The sequence below is a fragment of the Caulobacter sp. Root343 genome (genome assembly GCF_001425745.1).
GTDB lineage: Bacteria > Pseudomonadota > Alphaproteobacteria > Caulobacterales > Caulobacteraceae > Caulobacter.
Genome location: NZ_LMDF01000005.1, coordinates 122,736 through 146,813, shown reverse-complemented (window position 1 = coordinate 146,813; position 24,078 = coordinate 122,736). Strand labels below are relative to the sequence as shown.

Annotated in this window: 28 protein-coding genes, 1 tRNA gene and 1 pseudogene; 8 read left to right on the top strand and 22 right to left on the bottom strand. The window is 67.6% G+C overall.

Features of this window, described 5'->3' with window-relative positions:
* Positions 1 to 56 precede the first annotated feature (56 nt).
* The 5 genes from ASC70_RS04780 to sfsA form a co-directional block, all read right to left on the bottom strand.
* Positions 57 to 497 (bottom strand): hypothetical protein, encoded by a 441-nt coding sequence (locus ASC70_RS04780; protein ID WP_056046920.1) that lies wholly within the window; start codon positions 495 to 497, stop codon positions 57 to 59.
* A gap of 34 nt (positions 498 to 531) precedes the next feature.
* Positions 532 to 1,359 carry a type I methionyl aminopeptidase gene (gene map, locus ASC70_RS04775; RefSeq protein ID WP_056046918.1) on the bottom strand — a complete coding sequence of 276 codons (828 nt, stop codon included), beginning with the start codon at positions 1,357 to 1,359 and terminating at the stop codon, positions 532 to 534.
* A gap of 106 nt (positions 1,360 to 1,465) precedes the next feature.
* On the bottom strand, positions 1,466 to 1,852 hold the full coding sequence (locus ASC70_RS04770; RefSeq protein ID WP_056046917.1) for a hypothetical protein: 387 nt from the start codon (positions 1,850 to 1,852) through the stop codon (positions 1,466 to 1,468).
* 78 nt (positions 1,853 to 1,930) lie between these two features.
* Complete coding sequence (locus tag ASC70_RS04765; RefSeq protein WP_156396123.1) at positions 1,931 to 2,377, bottom strand: hypothetical protein; 447 nt, start codon at positions 2,375 to 2,377, stop codon at positions 1,931 to 1,933.
* 48 nt (positions 2,378 to 2,425) lie between these two features.
* Positions 2,426 to 3,133 carry a DNA/RNA nuclease SfsA gene (gene sfsA, locus ASC70_RS04760; RefSeq protein WP_056046913.1) on the bottom strand — a complete coding sequence of 236 codons (708 nt, stop codon included), beginning with the start codon at positions 3,131 to 3,133 and terminating at the stop codon, positions 2,426 to 2,428.
* Positions 3,134 to 3,183: 50 nt separating this feature from the next.
* On the opposite strand from sfsA, the gene ASC70_RS04755 reads away from it, so the two are divergent.
* Positions 3,184 to 3,957 (top strand): competence/damage-inducible protein A, encoded by a 774-nt coding sequence (locus ASC70_RS04755; RefSeq protein ID WP_056046911.1) that lies wholly within the window; start codon positions 3,184 to 3,186, stop codon positions 3,955 to 3,957.
* 183 nt (positions 3,958 to 4,140) lie between these two features.
* Here ASC70_RS04755 and ASC70_RS04750 read toward each other — a convergent pair whose 3' ends face one another.
* The 7 genes and pseudogenes from ASC70_RS04750 to ASC70_RS04720 all read right to left on the bottom strand — a co-directional run bounded on the left by ASC70_RS04750 (position 4,141) and on the right by ASC70_RS04720 (position 7,055).
* Positions 4,141 to 4,539 (bottom strand): helix-turn-helix domain-containing protein, encoded by a 399-nt coding sequence (locus tag ASC70_RS04750; protein ID WP_047407319.1) that lies wholly within the window; start codon positions 4,537 to 4,539, stop codon positions 4,141 to 4,143.
* A gap of 40 nt (positions 4,540 to 4,579) precedes the next feature.
* Entirely contained in the window at positions 4,580 to 4,999 is a 420-nt protein-coding gene (locus ASC70_RS04745) for a hypothetical protein (protein WP_056046909.1), read from the bottom strand.
* Positions 5,000 to 5,081: 82 nt separating this feature from the next.
* Positions 5,082 to 5,417, bottom strand: a complete 336-nt coding sequence (locus ASC70_RS04740) for a hypothetical protein (RefSeq protein WP_056046907.1) — start codon at positions 5,415 to 5,417, stop codon at positions 5,082 to 5,084.
* 217 nt (positions 5,418 to 5,634) lie between these two features.
* Positions 5,635 to 5,970, bottom strand: coding sequence for a hypothetical protein (locus ASC70_RS25440; protein ID WP_056046904.1), 336 nt, complete (start codon positions 5,968 to 5,970; stop codon positions 5,635 to 5,637).
* 190 nt (positions 5,971 to 6,160) lie between these two features.
* A pseudogene (locus ASC70_RS25880) lies at positions 6,161 to 6,304 on the bottom strand (helix-turn-helix transcriptional regulator); the annotation flags it as partial.
* 90 nt (positions 6,305 to 6,394) lie between these two features.
* Positions 6,395 to 6,479 (bottom strand) — tRNA-Leu (locus tag ASC70_RS04725).
* A gap of 63 nt (positions 6,480 to 6,542) precedes the next feature.
* Entirely contained in the window at positions 6,543 to 7,055 is a 513-nt protein-coding gene (locus ASC70_RS04720) for a hypothetical protein (RefSeq protein WP_156396122.1), read from the bottom strand.
* Positions 7,056 to 7,341: 286 nt separating this feature from the next.
* Between ASC70_RS04720 and ASC70_RS04715 the strand changes: the two genes are divergently transcribed.
* From ASC70_RS04715 to ASC70_RS04690, 6 genes are all read left to right on the top strand, one after another.
* On the top strand, positions 7,342 to 7,638 hold the full coding sequence (locus ASC70_RS04715; RefSeq protein WP_056046898.1) for a hypothetical protein: 297 nt from the start codon (positions 7,342 to 7,344) through the stop codon (positions 7,636 to 7,638).
* A gap of 76 nt (positions 7,639 to 7,714) precedes the next feature.
* Positions 7,715 to 9,004: an amidohydrolase family protein gene (locus ASC70_RS04710; protein ID WP_056046896.1), complete on the top strand. Its 1,290-nt coding sequence runs from the start codon at positions 7,715 to 7,717 to the stop codon at positions 9,002 to 9,004.
* 90 nt (positions 9,005 to 9,094) lie between these two features.
* Positions 9,095 to 11,209: an ATP-binding protein gene (locus tag ASC70_RS04705; protein WP_235519249.1), complete on the top strand. Its 2,115-nt coding sequence runs from the start codon at positions 9,095 to 9,097 to the stop codon at positions 11,207 to 11,209.
* A 116-nt stretch (positions 11,210 to 11,325) separates the two neighbouring features.
* Positions 11,326 to 12,324: a methionine ABC transporter ATP-binding protein gene (locus ASC70_RS04700; protein WP_056046894.1), complete on the top strand. Its 999-nt coding sequence runs from the start codon at positions 11,326 to 11,328 to the stop codon at positions 12,322 to 12,324.
* A complete protein-coding gene (locus ASC70_RS04695; RefSeq protein WP_056046893.1) occupies positions 12,321 to 12,980 on the top strand; it encodes a methionine ABC transporter permease in 660 nt (219 codons plus the stop codon). Before ASC70_RS04700 ends, ASC70_RS04695 begins: the two co-directional genes overlap by 4 nt.
* A 115-nt stretch (positions 12,981 to 13,095) precedes the next feature.
* Positions 13,096 to 13,458: a hypothetical protein gene (locus tag ASC70_RS04690; protein ID WP_056046891.1), complete on the top strand. Its 363-nt coding sequence runs from the start codon at positions 13,096 to 13,098 to the stop codon at positions 13,456 to 13,458.
* 217 nt (positions 13,459 to 13,675) lie between these two features.
* On the opposite strand, the gene ASC70_RS04685 is transcribed toward ASC70_RS04690, so the two are convergent.
* Positions 13,676 to 13,924 carry a hypothetical protein gene (locus ASC70_RS04685; RefSeq protein WP_082009197.1) on the bottom strand — a complete coding sequence of 83 codons (249 nt, stop codon included), beginning with the start codon at positions 13,922 to 13,924 and terminating at the stop codon, positions 13,676 to 13,678.
* A gap of 139 nt (positions 13,925 to 14,063) precedes the next feature.
* Between ASC70_RS04685 and ASC70_RS04680 the strand changes: the two genes are divergently transcribed.
* Positions 14,064 to 14,882 carry a MetQ/NlpA family ABC transporter substrate-binding protein gene (locus tag ASC70_RS04680; protein ID WP_200939244.1) on the top strand — a complete coding sequence of 273 codons (819 nt, stop codon included), beginning with the start codon at positions 14,064 to 14,066 and terminating at the stop codon, positions 14,880 to 14,882.
* Positions 14,883 to 14,991: 109 nt separating this feature from the next.
* Here the strand turns inward: ASC70_RS04680 and pheT are convergent, their stop codons facing one another.
* The 9 genes from pheT to infC form a co-directional block, all read right to left on the bottom strand.
* Complete coding sequence (pheT, locus tag ASC70_RS04675; protein ID WP_056046890.1) at positions 14,992 to 17,430, bottom strand: phenylalanine--tRNA ligase subunit beta; 2,439 nt, start codon at positions 17,428 to 17,430, stop codon at positions 14,992 to 14,994.
* Positions 17,427 to 17,831: a hypothetical protein gene (locus tag ASC70_RS04670; protein WP_052196742.1), complete on the bottom strand. Its 405-nt coding sequence runs from the start codon at positions 17,829 to 17,831 to the stop codon at positions 17,427 to 17,429. Before ASC70_RS04670 ends, pheT begins: the two co-directional genes overlap by 4 nt.
* A 5-nt stretch (positions 17,832 to 17,836) precedes the next feature.
* On the bottom strand, positions 17,837 to 18,169 hold the full coding sequence (locus ASC70_RS04665) for a DHCW motif cupin fold protein (protein ID WP_047407300.1): 333 nt from the start codon (positions 18,167 to 18,169) through the stop codon (positions 17,837 to 17,839).
* Positions 18,169 to 19,242 (bottom strand): phenylalanine--tRNA ligase subunit alpha, encoded by a 1,074-nt coding sequence (gene pheS, locus ASC70_RS04660; protein WP_056048394.1) that lies wholly within the window; start codon positions 19,240 to 19,242, stop codon positions 18,169 to 18,171. Before pheS ends, ASC70_RS04665 begins: the two co-directional genes overlap by 1 nt.
* Positions 19,243 to 19,458: 216 nt before the next feature.
* Complete coding sequence (gene rplT, locus ASC70_RS04655; RefSeq protein WP_047407297.1) at positions 19,459 to 19,818, bottom strand: 50S ribosomal protein L20; 360 nt, start codon at positions 19,816 to 19,818, stop codon at positions 19,459 to 19,461.
* 15 nt (positions 19,819 to 19,833) lie between these two features.
* Positions 19,834 to 20,034, bottom strand: a complete 201-nt coding sequence (gene rpmI, locus ASC70_RS04650; protein WP_018061454.1) for a 50S ribosomal protein L35 — start codon at positions 20,032 to 20,034, stop codon at positions 19,834 to 19,836.
* Between the two features lie 131 nt (positions 20,035 to 20,165).
* Positions 20,166 to 21,359, bottom strand: a complete 1,194-nt coding sequence (locus ASC70_RS04645; RefSeq protein ID WP_056046888.1) for an MFS transporter — start codon at positions 21,357 to 21,359, stop codon at positions 20,166 to 20,168.
* A 40-nt stretch (positions 21,360 to 21,399) separates the two neighbouring features.
* On the bottom strand, positions 21,400 to 23,358 hold the full coding sequence (locus tag ASC70_RS04640; protein WP_056048391.1) for a S9 family peptidase: 1,959 nt from the start codon (positions 23,356 to 23,358) through the stop codon (positions 21,400 to 21,402).
* Between the two features lie 194 nt (positions 23,359 to 23,552).
* Positions 23,553 to 24,074: a translation initiation factor IF-3 gene (infC, locus tag ASC70_RS04635; RefSeq protein WP_047407280.1), complete on the bottom strand. Its 522-nt coding sequence runs from the start codon at positions 24,072 to 24,074 to the stop codon at positions 23,553 to 23,555.
* Between the last annotated feature and the right edge of the window lie 4 nt (positions 24,075 to 24,078).

The window sequence follows — 24,078 nt, the reverse complement described above, 5'->3', positions numbered from 1 at the left end:
CTAGCAGCTTGGGGTTGTCCAGAAGGGATCGTCGCTCGACGGCGATCGCAACGGCGCTAGTCCAGCTTCACCAGATAGCAGTTGAGCTCCCCGTACGTATTCGTCCGGTAGGGCTTCTCCCAGAAGCCGGAGGCGTTCCAGCCGACCCAGCCGTCCTCCTGGATCATCTTCTCCAGGGACACGGTCTTGTAGAGGCAGCGCTTCGACGGGGTCTTCAAGCGATAGACCCAATGGACGCGGCGCTCTGTCTGGCGGCGCTCCACCAGGGTGTAGGCCGAGGCGGCGCAGGGGCTGAACGGCGTCTTCCAGGTCAGCTGGCGGGGCGTGATCCTCAGTTGCCCGGCGCAGGCTCGGCCCGTGCCGTCGAAGACGCCCAGCTGCATGGCCGGCTCGCTCGCCAGGGTCGGCGGCGCGGCGGACTTGTCCGGCGCCTTGGCCCGGGCCGCCGGCGCGCAGAGCAGAAAGACCAGCGGAAACAGGCGGAGCGCGGGCTTCACTGGGCGTCCTCCTCGACAGGGAAGTCGCGTGGGCTCAGCCCAGGATCGGCGGCTGGAACAGTCCCGCCGGCGAGGCGGTGAAGACCTCGTAGCCGTCTTCGGTGACGCCGATCGAGTGCTCGCACTGGGCCGACAGCGACTTGTCGCGGGTCACGGCGGTCCAGCCGTCGTTCAGCACCTTCACGGCCGGCTTGCCCAGGTTCACCATCGGCTCGACGGTGAAGAACATGCCCGGCTTCAGCACCGCGCCCTGGCCGGGGCGGCCGAAGTGCAGGATGTTGGGGGCGTCGTGGAACACCTTGCCCAGGCCGTGGCCGCAGAAGTCGCGCACGACGCTGCAGCGCTGGGCCTCGACATAGCTCTGGATGGCGTGGCCGATGTCGCCCAGGGTCGCGCCGGGCTTCACCGCGTCCAGGCCGCGCTTCATGCCCTCATAGGTGATCTCGACCAGGCGACGGGCGCGCGGCCCGACCTCGCCGACGCCGTACATCCGCGAGGTGTCGCCATGCCAGCCGTCGACGATGACGGTGACGTCGATATTGACGATGTCGCCTTCCTTCAGGTTCCACTCGCCCGGAATGCCGTGGCAGACCACGTGGTTGCGCGAGATGCAGACCGTCTTGGGATAGCCGCGATAATAGAGGCAGGCGGGCAGGGCCTTGTGGTCGAGGATGAACTCGCGGGCCAGCCGGTCCAGCTCGTCGGACGAGACGCCCGGCTGGACGTACGGGATCAGCATGTCCAGGCACTCGGCCGCCAGCTTGCCGGCCTTGCGCATGCCCTCGAAGTCTTCCGACTTGTGGATCTTGATCTGGCCCGTGCGGGTCTCGGCTTCGATCTCGAGGGCGTTATCCAAGGTCATGCTCTACTCAGCGGTCGCCGCCGCTGCCAGCGGCGAGGAGGTCAAACGAAAGGCGTATGTCGCGACCATAGCACGGATTTTCAACCGCCGCGCGCCCGCAACGGCCTCAAGGGGTGATCCGCCGCACGGTGTTGGTCGCGGGCCGGACCTCCTTGACGAAGGCGGCGTCCAACATGGTCGGCCGATCGCGCCGCACATGGCAGACGCCCTTGTAGCGCGTGACCCGGCCGGTTTCCTTCTCGGTGACATCGGCGGTGAACTTGACGTCCCACTCGCCCGGCCGACCGGCCGGCACGGGGTTCATGTCGTTGGAGGTGACGCTGTTGACCGCCTTCAGGCCGAAGCGCTCCTCGAGCTCGCCGGTGCAGGCCTTGAACGCGAACACCGCCCGCAGGCCGGTCATGAAGCCGCTTTCGGGCTTGTTGGGATCGGCGCGGCCGCAGCCGGAGAGGGCGAGCGCCAGCACGGCCACGGCCAGTACAGTCTTCTTCATGCGATCCCCTCACGCGAGCAACGCATGGGTAACCGACACCACGCCGATTGCAGCTTAAATCGCTGTTAGGTGAGCGGACTATTCTTGCGGAGACACCGACGGGCAAGGCGCGGGCAAGGGGGGGAGCATGTAGCCGGGATCCCTGCTCAGATAAGGCCGGCAGATGGATTCGATGGCGATGGAACTAACGATCTCCGGCGTCATGCACTTGAAGCGGGGGTGGGCGTAGTACTGGCCCACGACCTTGTTGATGGCGTCGAAATCGACCTTCCCGCTATCGAGACATGCGAGCTGGTTGACCTTGTAACGAGTAATCATCGGGTGATCGCCGGAAGACGGTTGAGCCCGAAGACGAAGATCTCCAACGTAGTTGTCGAAGAGAGTCGCCCTCTGGGCCGCGGACGATTCTAGCCATACGTCGCCATAGTTGGCGGCGCCGAATTGAGCCCACGCCAGAGAGGCCGTCGCGGTCGCGCCCAGCGCAAAGGCGCCGATCAGAACTCTTGAAGAAAACATGCGCCCCACCGCAAACTCGCGCTCTAGTTTATCAGTCTGTCCAAGAGGGGCAAGCCTCTAGGGCTCGGCCAGCCAAGTGATCCGCCGCGCCATCCGGATGGTCTCGGTGCTCATCTCGCAAGCATAGACTAGCACCTCCACCCCCGCCTGCACCGCCGCGTCCAGCCCGCGCGCGAAGGCGGGATCCAAGTCCGCACACGCGCTGAAGGTCTCGCAGTCCTCGCGCTGGACGACGAACAGCACCACCGCGCGGTGGCCCTCGGCGACCTGGGCGGCGAGGTCGGAGAGGTGGCGGGTCGAGCGTTCGGCCTTGCAATCGGGGAACTCGGCCAGGCCCGGCGTGCGGGAGAAGTGGCAGTTCTTGACCTCCAGCCAGCAGGGCGGACGGTCCGGATGGCTCAGCAGGAAGTCGACGCGGCTGGCCTCGGCGTACTTCACCTCCGGCCGGATCGTCTCGTAGCCGGCCAGCTCCGGGATCGCGCCTTGGGCCAGGGCTTCGGCGACCAGCCGGTTGGGCAGCAGGGTGTTGACGCCGACCAGCGCATTGCCCTGCTCGACCATCTGCAGGGTCCAGGCCAGCTTGCGCTTGGGATCGTCGGACCACGACACCCAGGCGCCTTGGCCCGGGTCGCGCACGCCCAGCATGGCCCCGGGATTGGGGCAATGGGCGGTGATCTCGCGGCCGTCGTCCAGCACCAGGTCGGCGAAGAAGCGCTTGTAGCGACTGACCAGCCGGCCATGAACGAGCGGTTGCGGGAGCAGCATGCGGGGCCTAAGTCGGAAGCGAACGACGAGCGGTGTAAGGGATCGAAGCGATGGCGACCACCCAGGGCGGAACGGGCGAGCGCGTCACGGCCGCCGTGCTGATCATCGGCGACGAGATCCTCTCGGGCCGCACCCAGGACGTGAACCTCTCGGCCATCGCCAAGTACCTGGCCACCTACGGCGTCGACCTGTGCGAGGCGCGGGTCGTGCCCGACGTCGAGCAGGAGATCATCGACGCGGTCAACGCGCTGCGCACCCGCTACGACTACGTGATCACCACCGGCGGCATCGGCCCGACCCACGACGACATCACCGCCGACTCGATCGCCAAGGCGTTTGGCGTCACCGCCCCCGAGCATCCCGAGATCATGGCCATGCTGCGCGAGCGCTGGGGCGAACCCAACGCCGCCCGCCGCCGGATGGCCCACGTGCCCGAGGGCGGCAGCCTGGTGAAGAACCCGGTCCAGGGGCCGCCCGGCTTCCAGAAGGACAATGTCTTCGTGCTGGCCGGCGTGCCGGCGATCATGCGCGGCATGCTGGAGGACGTCGGTCCTCGCCTGCGCACGGGCGCGGTCGTGCTGGCCAAGACCGTGCGGGTCACCGGCACCGGCGAGGGCACGATCGCCGCGCCGCTGGAGGCGGTGGCCAAGGCCCATCCGGACATGTCGCTGGGCAGCTACCCGTTCTTCGCCCCGCCGGACGTCTACGGCGCCAACCTGGTCCTGCGCGGTCGCGACGCCGAGGAGCTGGACGCCGCCGTCGCCGAGCTGATTACCGCCCTGACCGAGGCCGGGGCCAGCAATATCGAGCTGCTGGCGGATTAGGGTATCTCTCCTTCTCCCCTTGCGGGAGAAGGTGTCAGCGAAGCTGACGGATGAGGGGTCGATAAGCCTGTCGGCTTGGCGCCTAGCGGTGGCCGCCGTTCGCGGCGGATATCATCTTCGACCCCTCACCCGACCCGCTTCGCGGGCCACCCTCTCCCGCAAGGGGAGAGGGAGAATGGGAGATTACTCCTCCCCCGCCACCGCCTTGGCCAGGTCCACGAGGTGCTTGCGCATGCCGGTCGACTGGATGGTGGCGTAGGCGCGGGCCAGGTCCGGACCGCCGGGCAGGGACCAGAAGTCGGCCATCTCGTTGGCCAGGTCGGCGGCGGTGGTGTCGGCGCCTTCCGGATCGTCCAGGCCCTCGAAGAAGAACCCGATCGGCGTCTTCAGGAACATCGCCGTCGCGTGCAGCTTGCTGGCGCTGATCCGGTTGGAGCCGCCCTCGTACTTCTGCACCTGCTGGAAGGTCAGGCCCAGGGCGTCCGCCAGGGCCTGCTGGGAATAGCCCAGGTCCTTGCGGCGCATGCGCAGGCGGCGGCCCACGTGGATGTCGACGGGATCGGGGGTCTTGTCTTCGGCCATGGTCAGATACTCGGACGCAACGGTTGGGGGAGGAAACGGCTCATCGAACGGCCGCGCGGGAACGGGTGAGGGCGGCCATGCCGACGGCCAGGCTGGCCACCGTGGCGCAGCTCCAGACGCCGAGGGCGACGATATAGGGCGTGGCTTGAACCTTGGGATCGATGATCATCGCGCCGTGCGTGGCCACCCCTAGCAGGTGAAAGCCGCTGGCCGCCAGCAACCAGCGACGGCGAAAGACCAGGGACAGGCCGATCAACACGACCAGCAGGGCGAAGTCCACGCCCAGGGTGGCCCACTGGATGTCCTTGAAGCGGCGGTCCAGGACGAACGAGGTGCCGATCCAGGCGGCGACCATCGCCGCGGCGGCCAGGCGTTCGGGCTTGTCGCCGCGCCAGAGGGCCCAGCCGCAGACGAGGAGCATCAGGGCCAGGAACGCCTGGCCGAGCAGCTGATGGAACACGGCGGCCTCCGTCCTACGTGACGCCGCCGTGATCCTGATGAGAGTCGAGGCGTCTAGGAACGCCCATTTCTCGGATAAATGCTTATTCCCCCACGACGCGTAGTCGCCCGGTCGTCTCCTCCACCGGTGGTTTGTCCTGAACGCCGAAGGCTATGTGGCGCAGGCCGACCTGGTCGCGGACCTCGGCCAGGCCGCCGTGGGCCTTGACCAGGGCGCGACGGGCCTGGAGCAGGTGGGTCATGGCGGCGTTGACGTCCTCCATGACGTCCTGGCCGTAGACGGCCGAAAGATTGGCCGCGGTCCGGGCGTTGGCCAACAGGCCGGCGAACTGGGCCATCGCGCCGTAGGTGGTCTCGACCGCGGTCTCCACGGCGAACAGTTCCTGGGCGACGCGCGCCCCGATGATCTTGCGTTGCATGCAAGGCTCTCCCGCCGCGCCGGCGTGCCCCGGCGCGTTGCTGTCTCGTTCGATTGTCGGAAAGGTCAGCGGTGGTGGGCGAAGACGCGCCACAGCCAGTCCTGGATGGCGATCAGGAAACTATGCGCCGCCATCAGCAGGCCGCTGATCAGGATGGCGGCCACGATGGCGAACAGCGCCATCACGGCCAGACTGGAGAAAGGCCCTAGGTCATGGGTCAGCCTCCCTCGCCATCCAGGCGGGGGGCTTCGTCCAGCAGGATCGCCACCACGATCAAAAGTTCGCGCAAGACCATCTCGGGCGGCTTGCCGGCGCTGGCCCGTTTCAAGGGACGCAGCATCGCCGCCACCTCTTCCGAGGCGCAGGGCGAAAGGTCGGTAAGCTGTCGCTGAAGGTGTTCCCACGTCATCCTCGGCAGATCGTGTCTCGTCTCCGACAACGGTGGAAACCGCGTCCGGAAGCGGCGGGTGTCGACGGCCTGGCGCGACGCCTCGCGGATCGCGGGCGTCATCACCGGGGTCGATCCCGTATCGTTGGCTGGCGCCTGGTTCATGCCTCTCCCCCTCGTGGTCGTCAGGGGAGGGCGAGCGGGCCGCCGGCGTCAGTGGGGATGTTTCGTAGGCGGGAAAATCACTATGCCCGGCCGGGTCTATTTCACCTTGCGGATCCTGGGCGGCGGCCAGCAGGCGCGCGGCCTCGCGCCGGGTGGTGACGCCCAGCCGCTCGCAGGCCTTGCCGACGCGGACGTCCACGCTGGCCGGCGAGATGCCCAGCCGCTGGGCGATTTCCTTGGAAGAAAAGCCGCGCCCGACCAAGGTCAGGCATTCACGCTCGCGCGGCGTCAGGCGAGCGGCCCGCTCGATCGGCGATGAGGCGACATCGGCCATGCCGCGAGGCTACGCGAGTCGATGGGCCTGAGCATCAGGTCTCGCTCGAACGGCGAAGCTTGGTGGGCCCAATTTCGGTAGGGCCCATTTTGGTAGGGACGGTGGGACTCGAACCCACACGGATTACTCCAACGGATTTTAAGTCCGGCGCGTCTACCGATTCCGCCACGTCCCCGTATCCCCGACCCCATAAGCCATCGGCTGGCCGGGGTCGAGGAGGGGGCGGCGGATAGGCGCGCTATTGGGCGCGGGCCTGGCGGTCCAGGGCGCGGGCCTGTTCGTCGGTGACTTCATACTCGCCCGTACCGCCGACAGTGGCCGAGACGTTCGTGCCGGCGGTCGCGGCCGAGGCGGCGCCCGAACCGCGGCGCGCGCCGTTCTGCAGCCAGTCGATGTAGAGCAGGCGATCGGCGGACTCGAGGCCGACGTCGAAGTTCCGGCTGCGCCAGCCTTGCTCCATGACCGTGCCTTCGCCTTCGTTGGCCAGGGCCTGGTACTGCGTCTTGGCGGTCTCGAGGCGACCGGTGCGCTGATAGCCCGTGGCCAGGTTGAAGCGGTTCTGGATCGTCGGCGCGGCGGCGACGACACGCTTTTGCTGGTTGGTGGCGATCCAGTTGTCGCCCTGGGCCATATTGTAGAGGGCCTTGTCGGACAGGACTTGCGGATCCGATTGAGCCAGCGCCGCTTGAGCGCCGCCAAGCGTGACCGTGCCGATTGCGGCTGCAATAAGAACAGCTTTGCTATTCATCATGGCTACATCTCCGTAGACTTCACTGTTTCGGGGAGGCTTATGGTCAAGTTGTTCAAGCGAAACTGTGGGAATAGCGGAGATGTCGCGTATAGGTTCCGCAGATACTGATTCTATATATTGTGTAGCTTTGGGGTTGCCTGATCCATGGGCGCCGGCGGGCGTGATGGCCGCGGCGGCGCTTTCAGCGACTCAACGTCCGGCTTTGTCGCGGATGGAGGCGTCTTAACTTGACGTGTTCCGTCGCGCCCGGCCCTATCGCCGCGTTTTTTGTGACCTAGAGGGTGTCATGCGTCTTTTCGCGTCCGTCGCTGTGCTGTCCATGGCTCTGGCGACGTCTGTCTCGGCCCAGGCGATTTCCGGGAGCGCTTCCGACCAACCAGCGGCCCAGCCCGCGCCGACCGAGGCGTCCGCGCCGGTCGCCGAGAAGAAGAAGGATGGCCTGGTCTGCCGCAAGGAGATCCCGACCGGCAGCCACTTCCCGGTGAAGGTCTGCACGACCGCAGACCAGCGCAAGGCGCAGCGCGGCATGGCTCAGCGCGCCCAGGAGGTGATGCAGTCCGGAAGCCCGGTCACCCCGAACTAGGCTCGACGCCCCACCACGCCGTGCTAGCGTCCCCGCTCAAGTTTGAATGAGCCAAGTTTGATTGGGGACGGATCGCATGGGTAAGGGGATCAAGGCCGCGGCGCTGGTCGCGGGCCTGCTGGCGGGCGCTTCGGCTGTTGGCGCGGCCAGCGCCGCCGAGGTCGAGGCGGTCAGCGCCGCCCGGCTTCTGGACGTGGCGACGGGCAAGTATGTCGACAACCCGCTGGTGATCGTCACCGACGGGCGCATCACCAGCATTGGCAAGAAGGGCGACGCCGTCCCGACCGGGGCCAAGCTGATCGACCTGCCCGGCGCGACCCTGCTGCCGGGCCTGATCGACATGCACACCCACATCGACGGCCTCGCCGAGATCGGCGGCTACAACAGCCTGCAATACAGCGACCGCTTCTGGAGCGTGGTCCAGGTCGCCAACGCCAAGAAGACGCTGGAGGCGGGCTTCACCACCATCCGCAACGTCGGCTCGGCCGACTTCGACGACGTGGGCCTGCGCGAGGCGATCGACGGGGGCTATGTGTCGGGACCACGCGTGGTCACCGCGACCTACGCGATCGGCGCGACCGGCGGCCACTGCGACTCGACCTTCTTCCCGCCGTCGATGGACGAGAAGAGCCCCTACAATGTCGACAGCCCCGACGAGGCGCGCAAGGTCGTCCGGACCCTGAAGAAGTACGGCGCCCAGGTGATCAAGATCTGCGCGACGGGCGGCGTGTTCTCGCGCGGCGACGAACCGGGCCAGCAGCAGCTGACCTATGACGAGATGCACGCGATCGCCGACGAGGCGCACATGGCCGGCCTGAAGGTCGCCGCCCACGCCCACGGCGCGGCGGGCATCCGCGAGGCCATCAAGGCCGGCATCGACACCATCGAGCACGCCAGCCTGGTCGACGACGAGGGCATCAAGCTTGCGGTCCAGCACGGGACCTACTTCTCGATGGACATCTACAATACCGACTACACCCAGGCCGAGGGCAAGAAGAACGGCGTGCTGGAGGACAACCTCCGCAAGGATCGCGACATCGGCGAGGTCCAGCGCCAGAACTTCAAGAAGGCGCTGAAGGCCGGGGTGAAGATGATCTACGGCACCGACGCCGGGGTCTATCCGCACGGCGACAACGCCAAGCAATTCGCCGTGATGGTCCGCTATGGGGCCACGCCGCTGCAGGCCATCCAGGCCGCGACGATCACCGCCGCCGAGGCCCTGGGCTGGAGCAAGGACGTTGGCCAGGTGGCCGTCGGGCGCTATGGCGACATGATCGCGGTGGCCGGCGATCCGCTGGCCGACGTGACGACCCTGGAAAAGCCGGTGTTCGTGATGAAGGGCGGGGCGGTGGCGCGTCAGCCCTGATTGGGGACGGTGTGCTGATTTGTCTTGGTGGACGAACCCATAGGCGCAACTGTACGCCTAGCCCCAGACGTCACATCGGTGAGCTGTTGGATGGTCAAAGTCTATCGTCCCGAACCGTCCTGGCCGATCGATCGGTCATCGTCTCGGGACGCCTTCAACCGCATCATGACCCTGATCGCCGCCGGCAAGGATCTGTCGACGGTTCTGGACGCCATCGTGCGGGCGGTCGAGGCTCAGGATCCCCGCATCCTGTGCAGCATCCTCCTGCTCGACGAGACCGGCGAGCGCCTGGCCCATGGGGCCGCGCCCAACCTGCCCGAGGCCTATAACCAGGCCATCGCCGGAACGCTGATCGGTCCCAAGGCCGGCTCGTGCGGCACGGCGCTCTATCTGCGACAGCGGGTGATCGTCGAGACCATCGCCACCGATCCGCTGTGGGACGACTATCGCCATCTGGCGGCGGCGGCCGGCCTGGAATCCTGCTGGTCGCAGCCGATCTTCGCCGAGGGCGAGGCGCTGGGCAGTTTCGCCATCTACCAGGGCCAGCCCAGCAAGCCGTCCACCGAGGACATCGCGTTCATCGAGACCGCCGCCGACCTGGCGGCCATCGCCATCAGTCGCCATCGCGCCGACGCCCGCCTGGCGCTGAGCCAGGCGCGCGAGCAGTCCGCCGCGGCGGCGCGACAGGAAGCCGCCCGGAACCTGAAAAGCTTCTTCGACATGTCGCTGGACATGCTGTGCATCGCCAGCCTGGACGGCGAGCTGATCGAGCTCAGCCAGTGCTGGGAAGAGACGCTGGGCTATCCGATCGAGACCCTGAAGGGCCAGTCGTTCCTGCCGCTGATCCATCCCGACGACCTGGAGCCCACCCGCGAGGCGATGCAGCAGCTGTGGCGAGACGACGAGGTGCGCGGCTTCGTCAATCGCTATCGCCGCAGCGACGGCGTCTATCGGACGCTGGAGTGGCGGACCCGGCGGTCGGGCGACCTGACCTTCGCCGTGGCCCGCGACGTCACGGATCGGCAGGCGGTGGAGGCCCAGATGGCCGCCGCCCGCGCCGCCGCCGAGGCCGCCAACCAGGCCAAGAGCGACTTCCTGGCCAATGTCAGTCACGAGATCCGCACGCCGCTGAACGGCGTGATCGGCGTGACCACGGCGCTGTCGAGGACGGCGCTGACGAGCGATCAACGGGCCATGGTCGACCTGATCCAGACCTCCGGCGAGAGCCTGGAGCGGCTGGTTTCCGACATCCTCGACGTGACCAGCATCGAGGGCGGCAGGCTGGTCCTGCAAAGCCGAGCCTTCGACCTCGACCACGCCCTGCGCGGTTCGCTGGACATGCACAGGCTGGAGGCCGAGGCTTCGGGCCTGGCCTTCGAGGTTCGCTTCGGCCCGGGCGCGCACGGCGGCTTCGTGGGCGACGACATCCGCATCCGCCAGGTGCTGGACAACCTGCTCTCCAACGCCGTGAAGTTCACGCGCCAGGGACGGGTGGCGGTCGACATCCAGGTGCTGGACGGTGATCCGGCCCGGCTGGTGATCGAGGTCGTCGACACCGGGATCGGCTTCGATGCGGCGATGGCCGACCGACTGTTCGAGCGCTTCAACCAGGGCGACGCCAGCGTGACGCGCGCCTTTGGTGGCACGGGGCTGGGCCTCTCGATCAGCCGCGGCATCATCGAGATGATGGGCGGCGAGCTGACGGCGGAGTCGGCGCCGGGGCGGGGCAGCCGGTTCCGGGCCGTCGTCCCGCTGGCGCGGGTTCCGGATGGCGGCGAGGCCGTCGCCGACCAGGTCGCGCCGTCTTTCGGCGACAGGCCGCTGAGGGTGCTGTTGGCCGAGGATCATCCGACCAACCAGAAGGTCGTCGACCTGATCCTGGGGCCGTACGACGCGCATCTGAAGATCGTCGAGAACGGCGCCCTGGCCGTCGAAGCGTTCAAGAACGCGCCGTACGACGTCGTGCTGATGGACATCCAGATGCCGGTGATGGACGGGCTGACGGCGATCCAGGCCATTCGCGGCGTCGAGGCCGCGCGCGGCGATCGCCGGCGCACACCGATCGTGGCGCTCAGCGCCAACGCCATGACCCATCATCGCGAAGAGGCCGTGGCGGCCGGCGCCGACCTGCACGTGGCCAAGCCGGTGACGGCCGCGGCCCTGCTGGCCGGCATTCACCAGGTCCTGGCCGAGGTCGTGGCGTAAAACCGCGCCGACCCGACAGATAATCGTTCCCCTGAGCCGTCCGCGCGCATAATCCTGCCCGCCTTCGACGCCCCCGCGCCTTCGCGCGACGCCAGACCACAGGGACCCGAAACGACGTGATCGCCTTCGAGGCTGTTTCCAAGACCTATGCGGCAGGGGGCAATGCGGCCCTCAGCGCGGTCTCGCTGTCGGTGCAGGCCGGCGAAGTGTTCGGCGTGATCGGCGCGTCGGGCGCCGGCAAGTCGACCCTGATCCGGCTGATCAACGGCCTGGAGACGCCGACCGGCGGCCGCGTCGTGGTCGATGGCGATGACGTGGCGGCCCTGGGCGTCGACGGCCTGCGGGCCCTGCGCCGCCGGGTGGGGATGATCTTCCAGCACTTCAACCTGCTGTCGGGCAAGACGGTCGCCCAGAACGTCGCCTTCCCGCTGAAGCTGGCCGGTCGCCCGGCCGCCGAGGTCACGGCGCGCACCGCCGAGCTCTTGGAGCGGGTCGGCCTGACCGCCCATGCCGACAAGTTCCCGGCCCAGCTGTCGGGCGGCCAGAAGCAGCGGGTCGGCATCGCCCGGGCCCTGGCCACCGGCCCCAAGATCCTGCTCTGCGACGAGGCCACCAGCGCGCTCGATCCGGAGACTACCGAGCAGATCCTCGACCTGGTCTCGGGCCTGAACCGCGAGCTGGGCCTGACCATCGTGCTGATCACCCACGAGATGGACGTGGTCCGCCGCGTCTGCGACCGCGTCGCCGTGCTGGAGGCCGGCCGCGTGGTCGAGACCGGGGCCGTCGAGGACGTCTTCCTGCATCCGGCCAGCGACACCGCCCGCCGCTTCGTCCGCGAGGCGGATGGCGAGCCGGCCGCCGACGCCGCTCTGACGGGGCGCGTGGTGCGCCTGACCTTCAGGGGCGAGGCGACCTACAAGCCGGTGCTGGGCGAGGTGGCCCGCACCACCGGCGTCGATTACTCGATCCTGGGCGGGCGCATCCACCGCCTGCGCGAGACCCCCTACGGCCAGCTGACCCTGGCCCTGACCGGCGGCGACATCGGCGCCGCCATCGCCCAGTTCCAGGCCGCCGGCGTGCGCGTCGACGACCTTTCCGGGGAGACCGCCCGATGAGCGTCTCGAATATCGACTGGTCCGAGATCGGTCAGGCGACCATCGACACCCTGGCCATGCTGGGCGGTTCGATGGTGCTGACCATCGCCCTGGGCCTGCCGCTGGGCGTCGTCCTGTTCCTGACCGGCAAGGGCCAGATGCTGGAGAACCGCTTGGCCAACGGCGCGCTGTCGTTACTGGTCAACATCCTGCGCTCGGTGCCGTTCGTCATCCTGCTGATCGTGATGATCCCGCTGACCGTGGCCCTGGTCGGCACCTCTCTGGGCGTGGCCGGGGCCATTCCGCCGCTGGTGGTGGGCGCGGCCCCGTTCTTCGCCCGCCTGGTCGAGACCGCCCTGCGCGAGGTCGACAGGGGCGTGATCGAGGCCAGTTTCGCCATGGGCGCCAAGCGGCGTCAGGTGGTGCTGGGCGCGCTGCTGCCCGAGGCCTTGCCGGGCCTGGTCGCCGCCGCGACCGTGACGGCCGTGGCCCTGGTCTCCTACACCGCCATGGCCGGCGTGGTGGGGGCGGGCGGCCTGGGCGACCTGGCCATCCGCTTCGGCTACCAGCGCTTCCAGACCGACGTGATGATCGTCACCGTGGTGCTGATGCTGGTGCTGGTCCAGGCGCTGCAGATGGTCGGCGACGCGGTGGTGCGCCGGGTTTCGCACCGCTAAGAACTGTCATCCCGGCCAAGCGCGCAGCGCGCCGAGCCGGGACCGCGACAAGCGCCGTGTTCTTTGCGGTCCCGGGTCTGCGCTTCGCTCCGCCCGGGATGACAATGGAAGATCGATGACCGACGACACCGCCCCCGAAGACACCCCCGAAGACACCCACTGGGACGCCGACTTCGCCGCGACCCTGATCAGCAAGACCCTGCTGATGAACCTGACCTTCCTCGACGACGACGGGGACGTTCAGGAGCGCCAGCAGTTCTTCGGCGTGGTCATCGACGCCACGCTCGACGAGGGCATCGTGCTGGACCTGCTGGGCGCGCACGACGGCGACACCTACACCCTGCCGCCGCAGACCTCGGCCATCGTGGCGGCCGGACCCGGCGTGACCAGCCTGGAAGGCGACACGCCCGACTTCGTGGCCAACTGGGTCATCCATGGCCTGCCGGACGTTCCCGAAGCAGCGAACGACGAGGATTGAAGGCGAATCTACAGTCACCCTCGACAGATAGCTTTGCCTTCCTGGGCCTTGTGCCCAGGACCCATGCCGGAGGCGAACTCGGATTGTCGGATTCTCGCGGCGGCTCGGCCAAGGTCTGAATCCCTGACGCAACTGTTCCTGAACCCTGGGTCCTGGGCACAAGGCCCAGGAAGGCAGTTTTTTGGGATTTCAAAAGCCCTGCCGATATCGATGCGACCTAAGCCTGGTCGAACGGGTGCGGCAGGCGGCCCGCCTTGAACAGGATGTCGGGGTTCTCGTCATAGTCGCCCAGCTCGACGTCGGCGCTGGCCGAGAAGGCGACGACGCCTTCGCGCAGCGGGGCCAGGCGTTCGGCCTTGCGGCGCGCCTCTTCGGCCGTCTTGCAACCGATCTGCTGCTCGGCCTTCAGGCCCTTGCCGCGCCCGGCGACATAGGCTTGCACGATGTGGACGGTTTCCTTGGCCATCCCCATCCAAGCGACCTGTTCGGGAGCGGGGTCAAGCGATCTGAGACCATGGAGACGGCAAGCGCTCGACGGGCTGCCAGGAAATCTGATTTCCTCCCTGACGGCTGAGCGGGCAAAACCCTACCCGTCAGATCGATTTATGGAGCCGTTCATGGTCGCCCGCCGCGCCTTCGTCGCCCTCAGCCTCGCCGTGCTGGCGCTCACCGCCTGCGGTCCCAAGACGCCCAAGGCCAGCGCGCCCGGCACCCTGACCGTGGCCGCCACCGCCATCCCGCACGCCGAGGTGCTGGAGTTCATCAAGCCCAAGCTGGCGGCCGAGGGGCTGAAGCTCGAGATCAAGGTCTTCAACGACTACGTCCAGCCCAACACCCAGGTGGCCGAGAAGCGCATCGACGTCAGCTATTTCGAGACGCTGCCCTATCTGGAGAACTTCAACAAAGAGAAGGGCACGACCCTGATCCCGATCCAGGGCGTCCACGTCGAGCCGATCGGCGCCTATTCGTCCAAGTGGAAGTCGATCGCCGAAGTGCCGAACGGCGCCACGGTGGCCATCCCCAACGACGGCAGCACCGAGGGCCGGTCGCTGATCCTGCTGGCCAAGAACGGCGTGATCACCCTGAAGGACCCGAACAACGCCCTGTCGACGATCCGCGACATCACCGGCAATCCGAAGAACTTGAAGTTCAAGGAGCTGGAGGCGCCGGCCCTGCCGCGCGTGCTGGGCCAGGTCGACCTGGCGGTGATCAACACCAACTACGCCCTCGACGCCAAGCTGAACCCGTCCAAGGACGCGCTGATCATCGAAGACAAGACCAGCCCCTATGTGAACTACCTGGTCGGCCGTCCGGACAACAAGGACGATCCGCGCGTCAAGAAACTGGCAGCGGCCCTGACCAGTCCGGACGTCAAGGCGTTCATGGAGAAGAAGTATGCCGGCGCGGTGGTGCCGGCCTTCTGAGCCTCGCCCCTCTCCCGGGGGGGGGGGGGCGCGAAAAAGGGGCCGCCAGCGCGACCCCTCATCCGTCAGCCTGGCGGCTGCCACCTTCTCCCGCAGGGGAGAAGGGAGGTTAACTCCGCAGCTTGCCGCCGGCCTTCTCGGCCGCCGCCACGACCTTGGCCGACAAGGCCTCGATCTCGGCGTCGGTGAGGGTGGCCTCGCGCGGCTGCACGACGACTTCGACGGCCACCGACTTGAAGCCTTCCGGCACGCCGGGGCCTTCATAGACGTCGAACACGCGGGCGGCGGTGATCAGCGCCTTGTCGGCGCCGGCCGCGGCCTTGACCAGGTCGCCGGCCGGCTTGGCCTTTTCGAGCACGAAGGCGAAGTCGCGGGTCAGCGGCATCAGCGGCGAGGGCGAGAAGGCCGGACGCGACTTGATGGCCTTCTTTTTCGGCTCGGGGATCGCCTCCAGGGTGATCTCGAAGCCGTAGACCGGGCCGGTCACGTCCAGGGCCTTCAGCACCGCCGGGTGGATCTCGCCGAACTCGGCCATCACTGCCTTGGGGCCCAGCTGCAGGCGGGCCGAGCGGCCGGGATGCCACCAGGATGAGGCCGAGCCTTGCGCCGTCTGCAGCGAGGCGACGGGCGCGCCCAGCTCCTCCAGCAGCGCCATCAGGTCGGCCTTGACGGTGAAGACGTCGCCTTGCGCGGCCTTGTCCCAGCCACGCGGGGCCTTGGGGACCAGGATGGCCGAGATCACGGTGCGCTGGTCGTTCGGGCGGTCGCCGTGGAAGGTCGGGCCCACCTCGAACAGGGCGGCGTCGGGGAAGCCCTGGCGCGCGTTGCGGCCGGCCGCCTCGATCAGGTTGGGCAGCAGCGACGGGCGCATGCAGTCCAGTTCCGAGGCGATCGGATTGGCCAGCAGCAGCTCCGGCTGACCGCCGCCGAACAGCGCGGCGGTCTTGCGGCTGGTGAAGCTGAAGGTCACCGCCTCGGCGTAGCCGGCGGCGGCGAGCGCACGACGGGCCACGCGGGCGCGGGCCTGCTTGGCGGTCAGCACGCCGCCGACCGCGCGCGGCGCCTCCGGCAGCGGCGTCGAGGGCAGGGCGCCGTAGCCGGCGATGCGGGCCACCTCTTCGACCAGGTCGGCCTTGCCGGCGACGTCGCGGCGGAAGGTCGGCGGGGTCACGCAGACCGCGGCCTCGGCGTGGGTCGCGAACTCCGTCGGCGAGATGTCCTTGGGCGCGTCCAGCTTGAAGCCGAGGTCCGTCAGGATCTTCAGCGACTTTTCGGGCGCGATCTCCAGGCCCGACAGCTGGCCGACATAGGCCGGGTCGAACAGGATCGGGCCCGGCGCGGCCGGAGCCTCGCCGGCGACCACGATCTCGGACGGCTCGCCGCCGCACAGCTCCAGGATCAGCTTGGTGGCCAGCTCGATGCCGGGGACCAGCGAGCCGGTGTCCACCGTCCGGGCGAAGCGGTACTGGGCGTCGCTGGCGATGCCGGTGGCGCGGCCGGTCTGGGCCGTGCGGATCGGGTCGAACCAGGCGCTCTCGACGAAGACCTCGACGGTCTCGTCCGAACAGCCGGTGCTCTCACCGCCCATCACCCCGCCCAGGCCGATCGGGCGTTCCCCGCTGGCGTCGGCGATCACCGACATCTCGGGCGTCAGCTCGTAGGTCTTGCCGTCCAGGGCGATCAGGTGCTCGTCGCCGTTCAGGCCGTGGCGGCCCAGGCGCGTCGAGATCTGCGTCCCGACCAGCTTGTGGGCGTCATAGACGTGCAGCGGCCGGGCGCGGTCGTAGCTGATCAGGTTGGTGATATCGACCAAGGCGCTGATCGGGCGCAGGCCGATGGCAGTCAGGCGGTCGGCCAGCCACTTGGGCGAGGGGCCATTCTTGACGCCGCGGATATAGCGGCCGGCGAACACCGGGCAGGCGTCGCCGTCGACCTTGACGGTGATCGGCGACGGATAGCTTCCGGCGATCGCGGCGATCGACAGGTCCTTCAGCTTGCCGACGCCGGCGGCGGCCAGATCGCGGGCGATGCCGGCGACACCCAGCCAGTCGGGACGGTTCGGCGTGACCTCGAAGTCAATCACGGCTTCCAGGCCTAGGGCGTCGACGGCCGGCGTGCCGACCGGCAGGGCGTCGGGCAGCTCCATGATGCCGTCGCTCTCGCTGGCGTATTCCAGCTCGCCGGCCGAGCAGAGCATGCCGTTCGAGACGACGCCGCGCACCGGCTTCTCGACCAGGGTCACGTCCAGGCCGGGCACATAGGCGCCGATCGGGGCGTAGATGGTGGTCAGGCCCGGGCGAGCGTTCGGCGCGCCGCAGACGATCTCCTTGCGGCCATCGACGGTGTCGACCTGGCAGACCTGCAGGCGGTCGGCGTTGGGGTGGCGCGCGGCCTCGACGATCTTGCAGACCGTGAACGGCGCCAGCTTGGTCGCCGGATCGATGACGTGCTCGACCTCGAGCCCGGCCATGGTCATGGCCGCGACGATCTCGGGGACGGTGGCGGTGGTCTCGAGGTGGTCCTTGAGCCAGGACAGGGTGAACTTCATTTCGCGATTTCCAGGCTCAGGATCTGCTGCAGGAAGGCCTCGGGGCCGGTGAAGCCCACGCCGTGGAAGACGCAGTTGATGAACTTGCAGTCCTGGACGGGGATCGTTCCGATGACCTTTCGCGGACCGGCGGGGCGCAGGACGAGGTTGCGGATGTCGCCGTCGGTCAGGCCGAAGTCGGTGCCGTCGAACGTGACGCCGGGCAGCACCGTCATCACCGCCGGACCTTCGATCTGGCAGCCGATGAACGTGCGGCCGTTCAGGACCTGATCGCCGCTGTTCCAGAGATTGTTGCGATAGAGGTCGAACAGCGAGATGTCGACGTTCTCGAAGGTCGTGGCCATCGGATCGGTCGGGATGCGGCCGGGGCGGCCGCCGGGTTGGAAGCTCTTCTGGGTCATCAGGGTCAGTCCACGATGAACAGTTTCGCGCCGACCGAGGTCGACGAGCGGTGGGCGGGGTCGCCGAAGTCGGAGACGTGATAGCTCATGCCGGCCGTCAGGGTGGTCGTGCGACCATCCTTCAGCTCGCTGGTCAGTTCGCCTTCCAGCACGAAGATCACGTGGCCGCGGTCGCACCAGTGATCGGCCAGGTAGCCGGGCGAATAGTCGACGCGACGCAAGCGCATGTCGCCGACATTCAGCGTGCGCCACTCGGCCTGGCCGGTCTCTCCCGGATGCAGCGTCGGGACGATGGCGTCCCAGTCGACCGCCGTGAAGGCGCTGGCGGGCAGCTGCATCAGCTCAGGCCGCTGGCGGGGTTCGGCGCGGCGAAGGCGCTGAAGCCGTAGTGGGCCAGCCAGCGGACGTCCGACGACCACATGTCGCGGAGGTCCGGCATGCCGTACTTCAGCATGCCCAGGCGATCGACGCCCAGGCCGAACGCGAAGCCCTGGTACTCGTCCGGATCGATGCCGCAGGCCCGCAGCACGTTCGGATGCACCATGCCGCAGCCCAGGATCTCGAGCCACGACGTGCCCTGGCCGATCTTGATTTCGCCGCCCGAGCGGTCGCACTGCACGTCCATCTCGGCCGACGGCTCGGTGAACGGGAAGTGGTGCGGCCGGAATTGGGTGGTCACCGCGTCGGTCTCGAAGAACCGGGCCAGGAAGGTCTCCAGGGTCCACTTCAGGTGGCCCATGTGGATGCCCTTGTCGATCACCAGGCCCTCGACCTGGTGGAACACCGGCGTGTGGGTGGCGTCGTTGTCGACGCGATAGGTGCGGCCCGGCGCGATGATCCGGATCGGCGGCTTCTGCGACACCATGGTCCGCACCTGCACGGGGCTGGTGTGGGTGCGCAGCAGCATGCGCTCACCGCTCTCCTTTGTGTTGAAGAAGAAGGTGTCGTGCATCTCGCGGGCCGGGTGCTTCTCGGGGAAGTTCAGGGCCGTGAAGTTGTGGAAGTCGTCCTCGATGTCCGGACCCTCGGCCACGGCGAAGCCCATCTCGGCGAAGATGGCGACCATCTCGTCCATGGTCTGCATGGTCGGGTGGACGGAGCCCTTGCGGCGGTGAGGCGCGGGCAGGGACAGGTCCAGGGTCTCGCTGGCCAGGCGCGCGTCCAGCTCGGCGGCCTCGAGCGCGGCCTTCTTCTGGGCGATGGCTTCGGTGACCTTGTCGCGCAGGGCGTTGATCGCCGCCCCTTGCGTCTTGCGCTCCTCGGGGCTCATCGCGCCCAAGGTCTTGAGCAGGCCCGAGATCGAGCCGGTCTTGCCGACGGCGGCCACGCGGACGGCGTCGAGCGCTTGCAGGTCGGTCGCGCCGGCCACCTGGGCCAGCACGTCGGATTCGAGGGTGTTGAGATCGGTCATGACGGGCATCCGTCTAGGCGGTTACACTTCCATTGTCATCCCGGACGGCCTGAAAGGTCGATCCGGGACCGCCGGAAGCTCGGAGCTTGTCGCGGTCCCGGCTCGGCGCGCTTCGCGCTTGGCCGGGATGACAGGTTTCAAGACAGCAAAAAGCCCTCCGGTTCGCACCGGAGGGCTCTTCAGATCGAACTCGGATCGGATGATCCGAAAAAGACCTTAAGCGGCCAGGGCGGCGCGGACCTTGTCAGCGATAGCCTTGAACGCAGCCGGGTCGTTGCCCGCGATGTCGGCGAGGACCTTACGGTCGATCACCACACCCGCCACGTCCAGGCCGTGGATAAATTGCGAGTAGGTGAAGCCCTCGATGCGAGCGCCGGCGTTGATGCGTTGGATCCACAGCGAACGGAAGGCGCGCTTGCGCACCTTGCGGTCACGATACGCGTATTGACCGGCCTTATCGACGGCGGCCTTGGCGGTGCGGATGGTGTTCTTGCGGCGGCCGTAGAAGCCTTTCGCCTGTTCAAGAACCTTCTTGTGCTTGGCGTGGGCGGTGACGCCACGTTTGACGCGAGCCATGTGTCAGCGCTCCTCTTAAAGGCCGTAGGGCAGGTACGAACGGATGGTCTTGGCGTCAGCCTCGCTCATCACCTTCGTTCCGCGATTTTGGCGGATGTACTTGCCGTTGTGGCCGATCAGACGGTGGCGCTTGCCGGCGACGCCGGCTTTCAGCTTACCCGTGGCCGTGATCTTGAAGCGCTTTTTGGCGCCCGACTTGGTCTTCAACTTAGGCATTTCGCGTCGGAGCTTTCGCCCCGTCCTCTGGGATAGCAAGACGAACCGCCATGGCATGCCAATGGGCCAGGCGGTTCCGGAAAGGCGGGGTTACTACAGGAGAGACTCGGTCAAGGCAAGGGCTTAGGCCGTCAGGCCACCGCCTTGGTCCGGCGCACGATGACCAGGGCCAGGCCGATGGCGGGGACCATCAGGGCCGCGCCGAACCAGTAAGGACCGCCGGCGGCCAGGCCGAACAGCGGTCCGGCCAGCAGCGGGCCGCCGATGCGGGCCAGCGAGCCGGCGGCCATGTTCAGGCCCAGCATCTGGCCTTGACGGTCCGGCGGGCTGGCGCGCGAGATCAGGGCGGCCACGCATGGGAAGACCAGCGACTGGCCGAAGGCGGTGCAGCCGACGGCGACGATGGCTAGCGACGGGTACGGCGCGAAGGGGGTGATCAGCAGGCTGACCGCGATGATCGACAGCCCCGTGGCCAGCACGCGGCCTTCGCCAAAGCGGCGCGCCAGCCGTCCGGTCAGCAGGCCTTGGCCCAGAGAGGCGATCACCCCGATGACCGCGAAACAGAAGCCGACCTGGCGCGGCCCCCAGTCGAAGCGGGCGTTGGTCCAGAGGCCGAAGATCGACTCCATCCCCGCGAAGGCGCCGGTCGAGACCAGGGTGACCAGCAGCACCCGCGACAGCACCGGATGGGCGGCGGCCGCGCCCAGGGCCTCGCGCCGTCCGGGCTGGCGCACGCCGGGCGCCGAGGGGGCGCGGCTCTCGGCCACGAACAGGAAGACGCCCAGCGCCGCCAGGGCGGCCATGGCGGCGGCGAAGAAGAGCGGGATCTGGAATCCCAGGCGTCCCAGGCCGGGGTGGGCCAGGACGCCGCCCAGCGAGGGCCCGATCACGAAGCCCGCCCCGAAGGCCGAGCCCAGCAGGCCCAGACGCCCCGCGCGCTTTTCGGGCGGCGTGACGTCGGCCATGTAGCCCTGGATCGTCGAGATGTTGCCGCCACCGAAGCCGCCGACCAGGCGCACGGCCATGGCGATCCAGATGTTCGGCGCGAAGGCCAGGGCGACATAGGCCAGGGTGTTGGCCAGGATCGTGACGATCAGTACCGGCCGCCGGCCGATACGGTCCGACAGGCGTCCCCAGAACGGCTCGCCGAAGAACTGGCCCAGGCTGTAGGCGGCGAACATCGTCGTCACCTGCCACGGGGCGGCGTTCATCGACTTGGCGTAGAAGGGCAGCAGCGGAATGACCACGCCGAAGCCCACCAGGTTGATGAAGACAACCAGGAGGAGGACGGCGAGGGCGCGGCTGCTGTGACGGGGCTCGGACATAGGAGGCGCGGTTTACGCCGGAAGCCTCGGCTTGGCGACCTCAGTTCGGCGGGTTGTGCTTTTCGATGAAGGCGACGGCGGCGGTCAGCATCTGCTTGCGCGTCGCGCCGTTGGAAAGCCAATGGTCCTCGCCGTTCAGGGTGACGAATTCATAGGGCTTGCCGGCGCTCTTGAGGGCCGAGGCCATCTTCTGGCTTTCGCTGAAGGGCACCACGGTGTCGTCTTTGCCGTGGATCAGCAATACGGGCGCTTCGACCTCGTTGGCGTGCAGGGCCGGCGAGATGGCCTTCAACTTGGGATCGCTGGCGCTCTGCACACCGTAGACCCGTTTGCGGTAGCGGATGAGTTCGTTTTTCTCGCCGTATTTGAGAATCTCGTCGTGCAGCCGTCCGGCCAGGTCGCTGGGACCAGCCACCGACACCGCGCAGCGATAGACGCCCTTCTGAAGCGCCGCGCCGGCCAGGGCGGCGTAGCCCCCATAACTCGCGCCGAAGATGCAGACCCGCTTGGGATCGACCACGCCAGCCTTCGCGAGGAAGGCGACGCCGTCCGAAAGGTCGGTTTGCATCTTGCCGCCCCATTCGCCGTTGCCGGCTTCCATGAAGGCGTGATCGGTGTTGGTGGAACCCCGGTAGTTCGGTTGCAGCACCGCATAGCCGCGCGAGGCTACGCCCTGGGCCAGCCAGTCGAAGGTGACGTCGTCCTGGGATTGCGGCCCGCCGTGCGGCAGCACCACCAGCGGTAGGTTCGCTTCGGGCCGGCCCTTGGGCGTCGTCAGGATGGCCTGGATCGGCAGGCCGTCGGCGGCCGGGTATTCGATCATCCGCACGTTGGCGACATCGGCCGCCGTGATCTTGGGATAGGCCAAACCGATCGGATCGACGCGCTTGGTCCTGGTGTCGGCGAGGTAGTAGCTGCCGGCGGAGTTGCTGCTGGTCACGGAGAGGACCAACTTCGAGAAGTCAGGCGTCCAGGATACGAGCGAGACCTGCTGGCCCTTGAAGGCGTTGCGGTACGCCGGCCAGAGCGCCTTCAAGCGCGGTTCCACGAAGTCGTATTCGGCCAGCCCCGCACTGCGATAGGTGAAGGCGAGGACGACGCCGTCCTCGTCGATCAGCGCGCCCTGCTTGCGGGGCGGACCGATATAGTCGCCGACCTTGCCGTCCGCGAGGGTGACGGGCGTCGGGCGCCACAGCGCGTTCTGCTTGTCCCACGTGTCGAGGATCACCGACTGGCCATCGGGCGAAATCCCCCAGAGGCTAGGCGTGTTGCGGGCATCGGTGGTCTTGGCGACGTCTTGCCAGGACGACCCACGACGCAGCGAGAGGGTCCAGGTCGCGTCGTTGGTGCGTTCGTTGTTCTCGTAGCTCGCCTTGGCCAGCACGGCGCCGTCGGATTTGACGAGATAGTCGCCGGTCTGATTGTCGCCCATCTGCACGCGGGTGGCCGTGCCCGTGTCGAGATCGATCTTGTACAGATCCAGGTGGCCGCTCTTGCTCTGCATGTTGGCGGCGACCGTGACGTAGAGCGGTGTATAGACGACCGCTTTCTTGCCGCTGACGCCCGGCTGCAGGCGGCCCTGGACGATATTGAGGAGGGTGTCGAGCGCATCGTTCGGCAGCTGTATGTAGCTCCCGGTCCGGACGTTCAGGGCGACGGCTTGCCAATGCTCGCCGACATAGGTCGTGTCCTTGATCGAGGTCGTGATCGACGCTTCGATCACGACATGATCGACGCCGGCCCACTGGACGTTGCGAACCTTGCGATGTCCCACGACCGCCGAGGCCAGCACGGGCCCGTTCAAGGATTTGACGATGATCCGCCGCTCGTCGTCGATCGTGGCGATCAGGGCCAAAGCCGAGCCGTCGGGAGAGATTACGACGCTCTCGAGCGAAGGCAGGCTGCCGTAGGCTTCGAGCGGCGCGGACGCCATGGCGGCGCTCGGCGCGCTCAACCCGATCAGCGCGGCCATGGCTGCGCCCGCAAACAACTTCAGCATGAACAACCCCCGGTATATGAGGGGGTAGGAATACGGGTTCATGGTCAAGCTGTCGAGCCACGGGCGAAGCCTTCACGCGGCTTTCCGGAGAAGACCGGGGCAGGAGACCGGGTCGCGACGCGGCGGCAAAGAAAAACGCCCCGGCCAAGGGCCGAGGCGTCTTTGCGTCACGAGGCTGGAGAAGCCCTCAGATCCTAGCGCGGGGCCAGGATCATGATCATCTGCCGGCCTTCCATGCGCGGCTCGTACTCCACCTTGGCGACTTCATCGAAGTCGGCCTTGACCTTGTGGAGCAGCTTCATGCCGAGCTCGGGGTGGGCCATTTCACGACCGCGGAAGCGCAGGGTGACCTTCACCTTGTCGCCTTCCTCGAAGAAACGGGTCATGGCCTTGGCCTTGACCTCGTAGTCGTGGATGTCGATGTTCGGGCGGAGCTTGATCTCCTTGAGCTCGACCACCTTCTGCCGCTTGCGCGCCTCGTTCTTCTTCTTCTGCTCCTGGAACTTGAACTTGCCGTAGTCCAAGATCTTGCAGACGGGCGGATTGGCGTTCGGAACGATTTCCACCAGGTCCAGGCCTGCCTCTTCGGCCGCTTCCAGAGCGGCGGAGGTCGGCATCTCGCCTTGCTTCTCGCCGTTCTGGTCGATCAGCAGGACGCGCGGGACGCGGATTTCATCGTTGATACGCGGTCCGTCTTTAACGGGCGGCGTTTGCATAGGA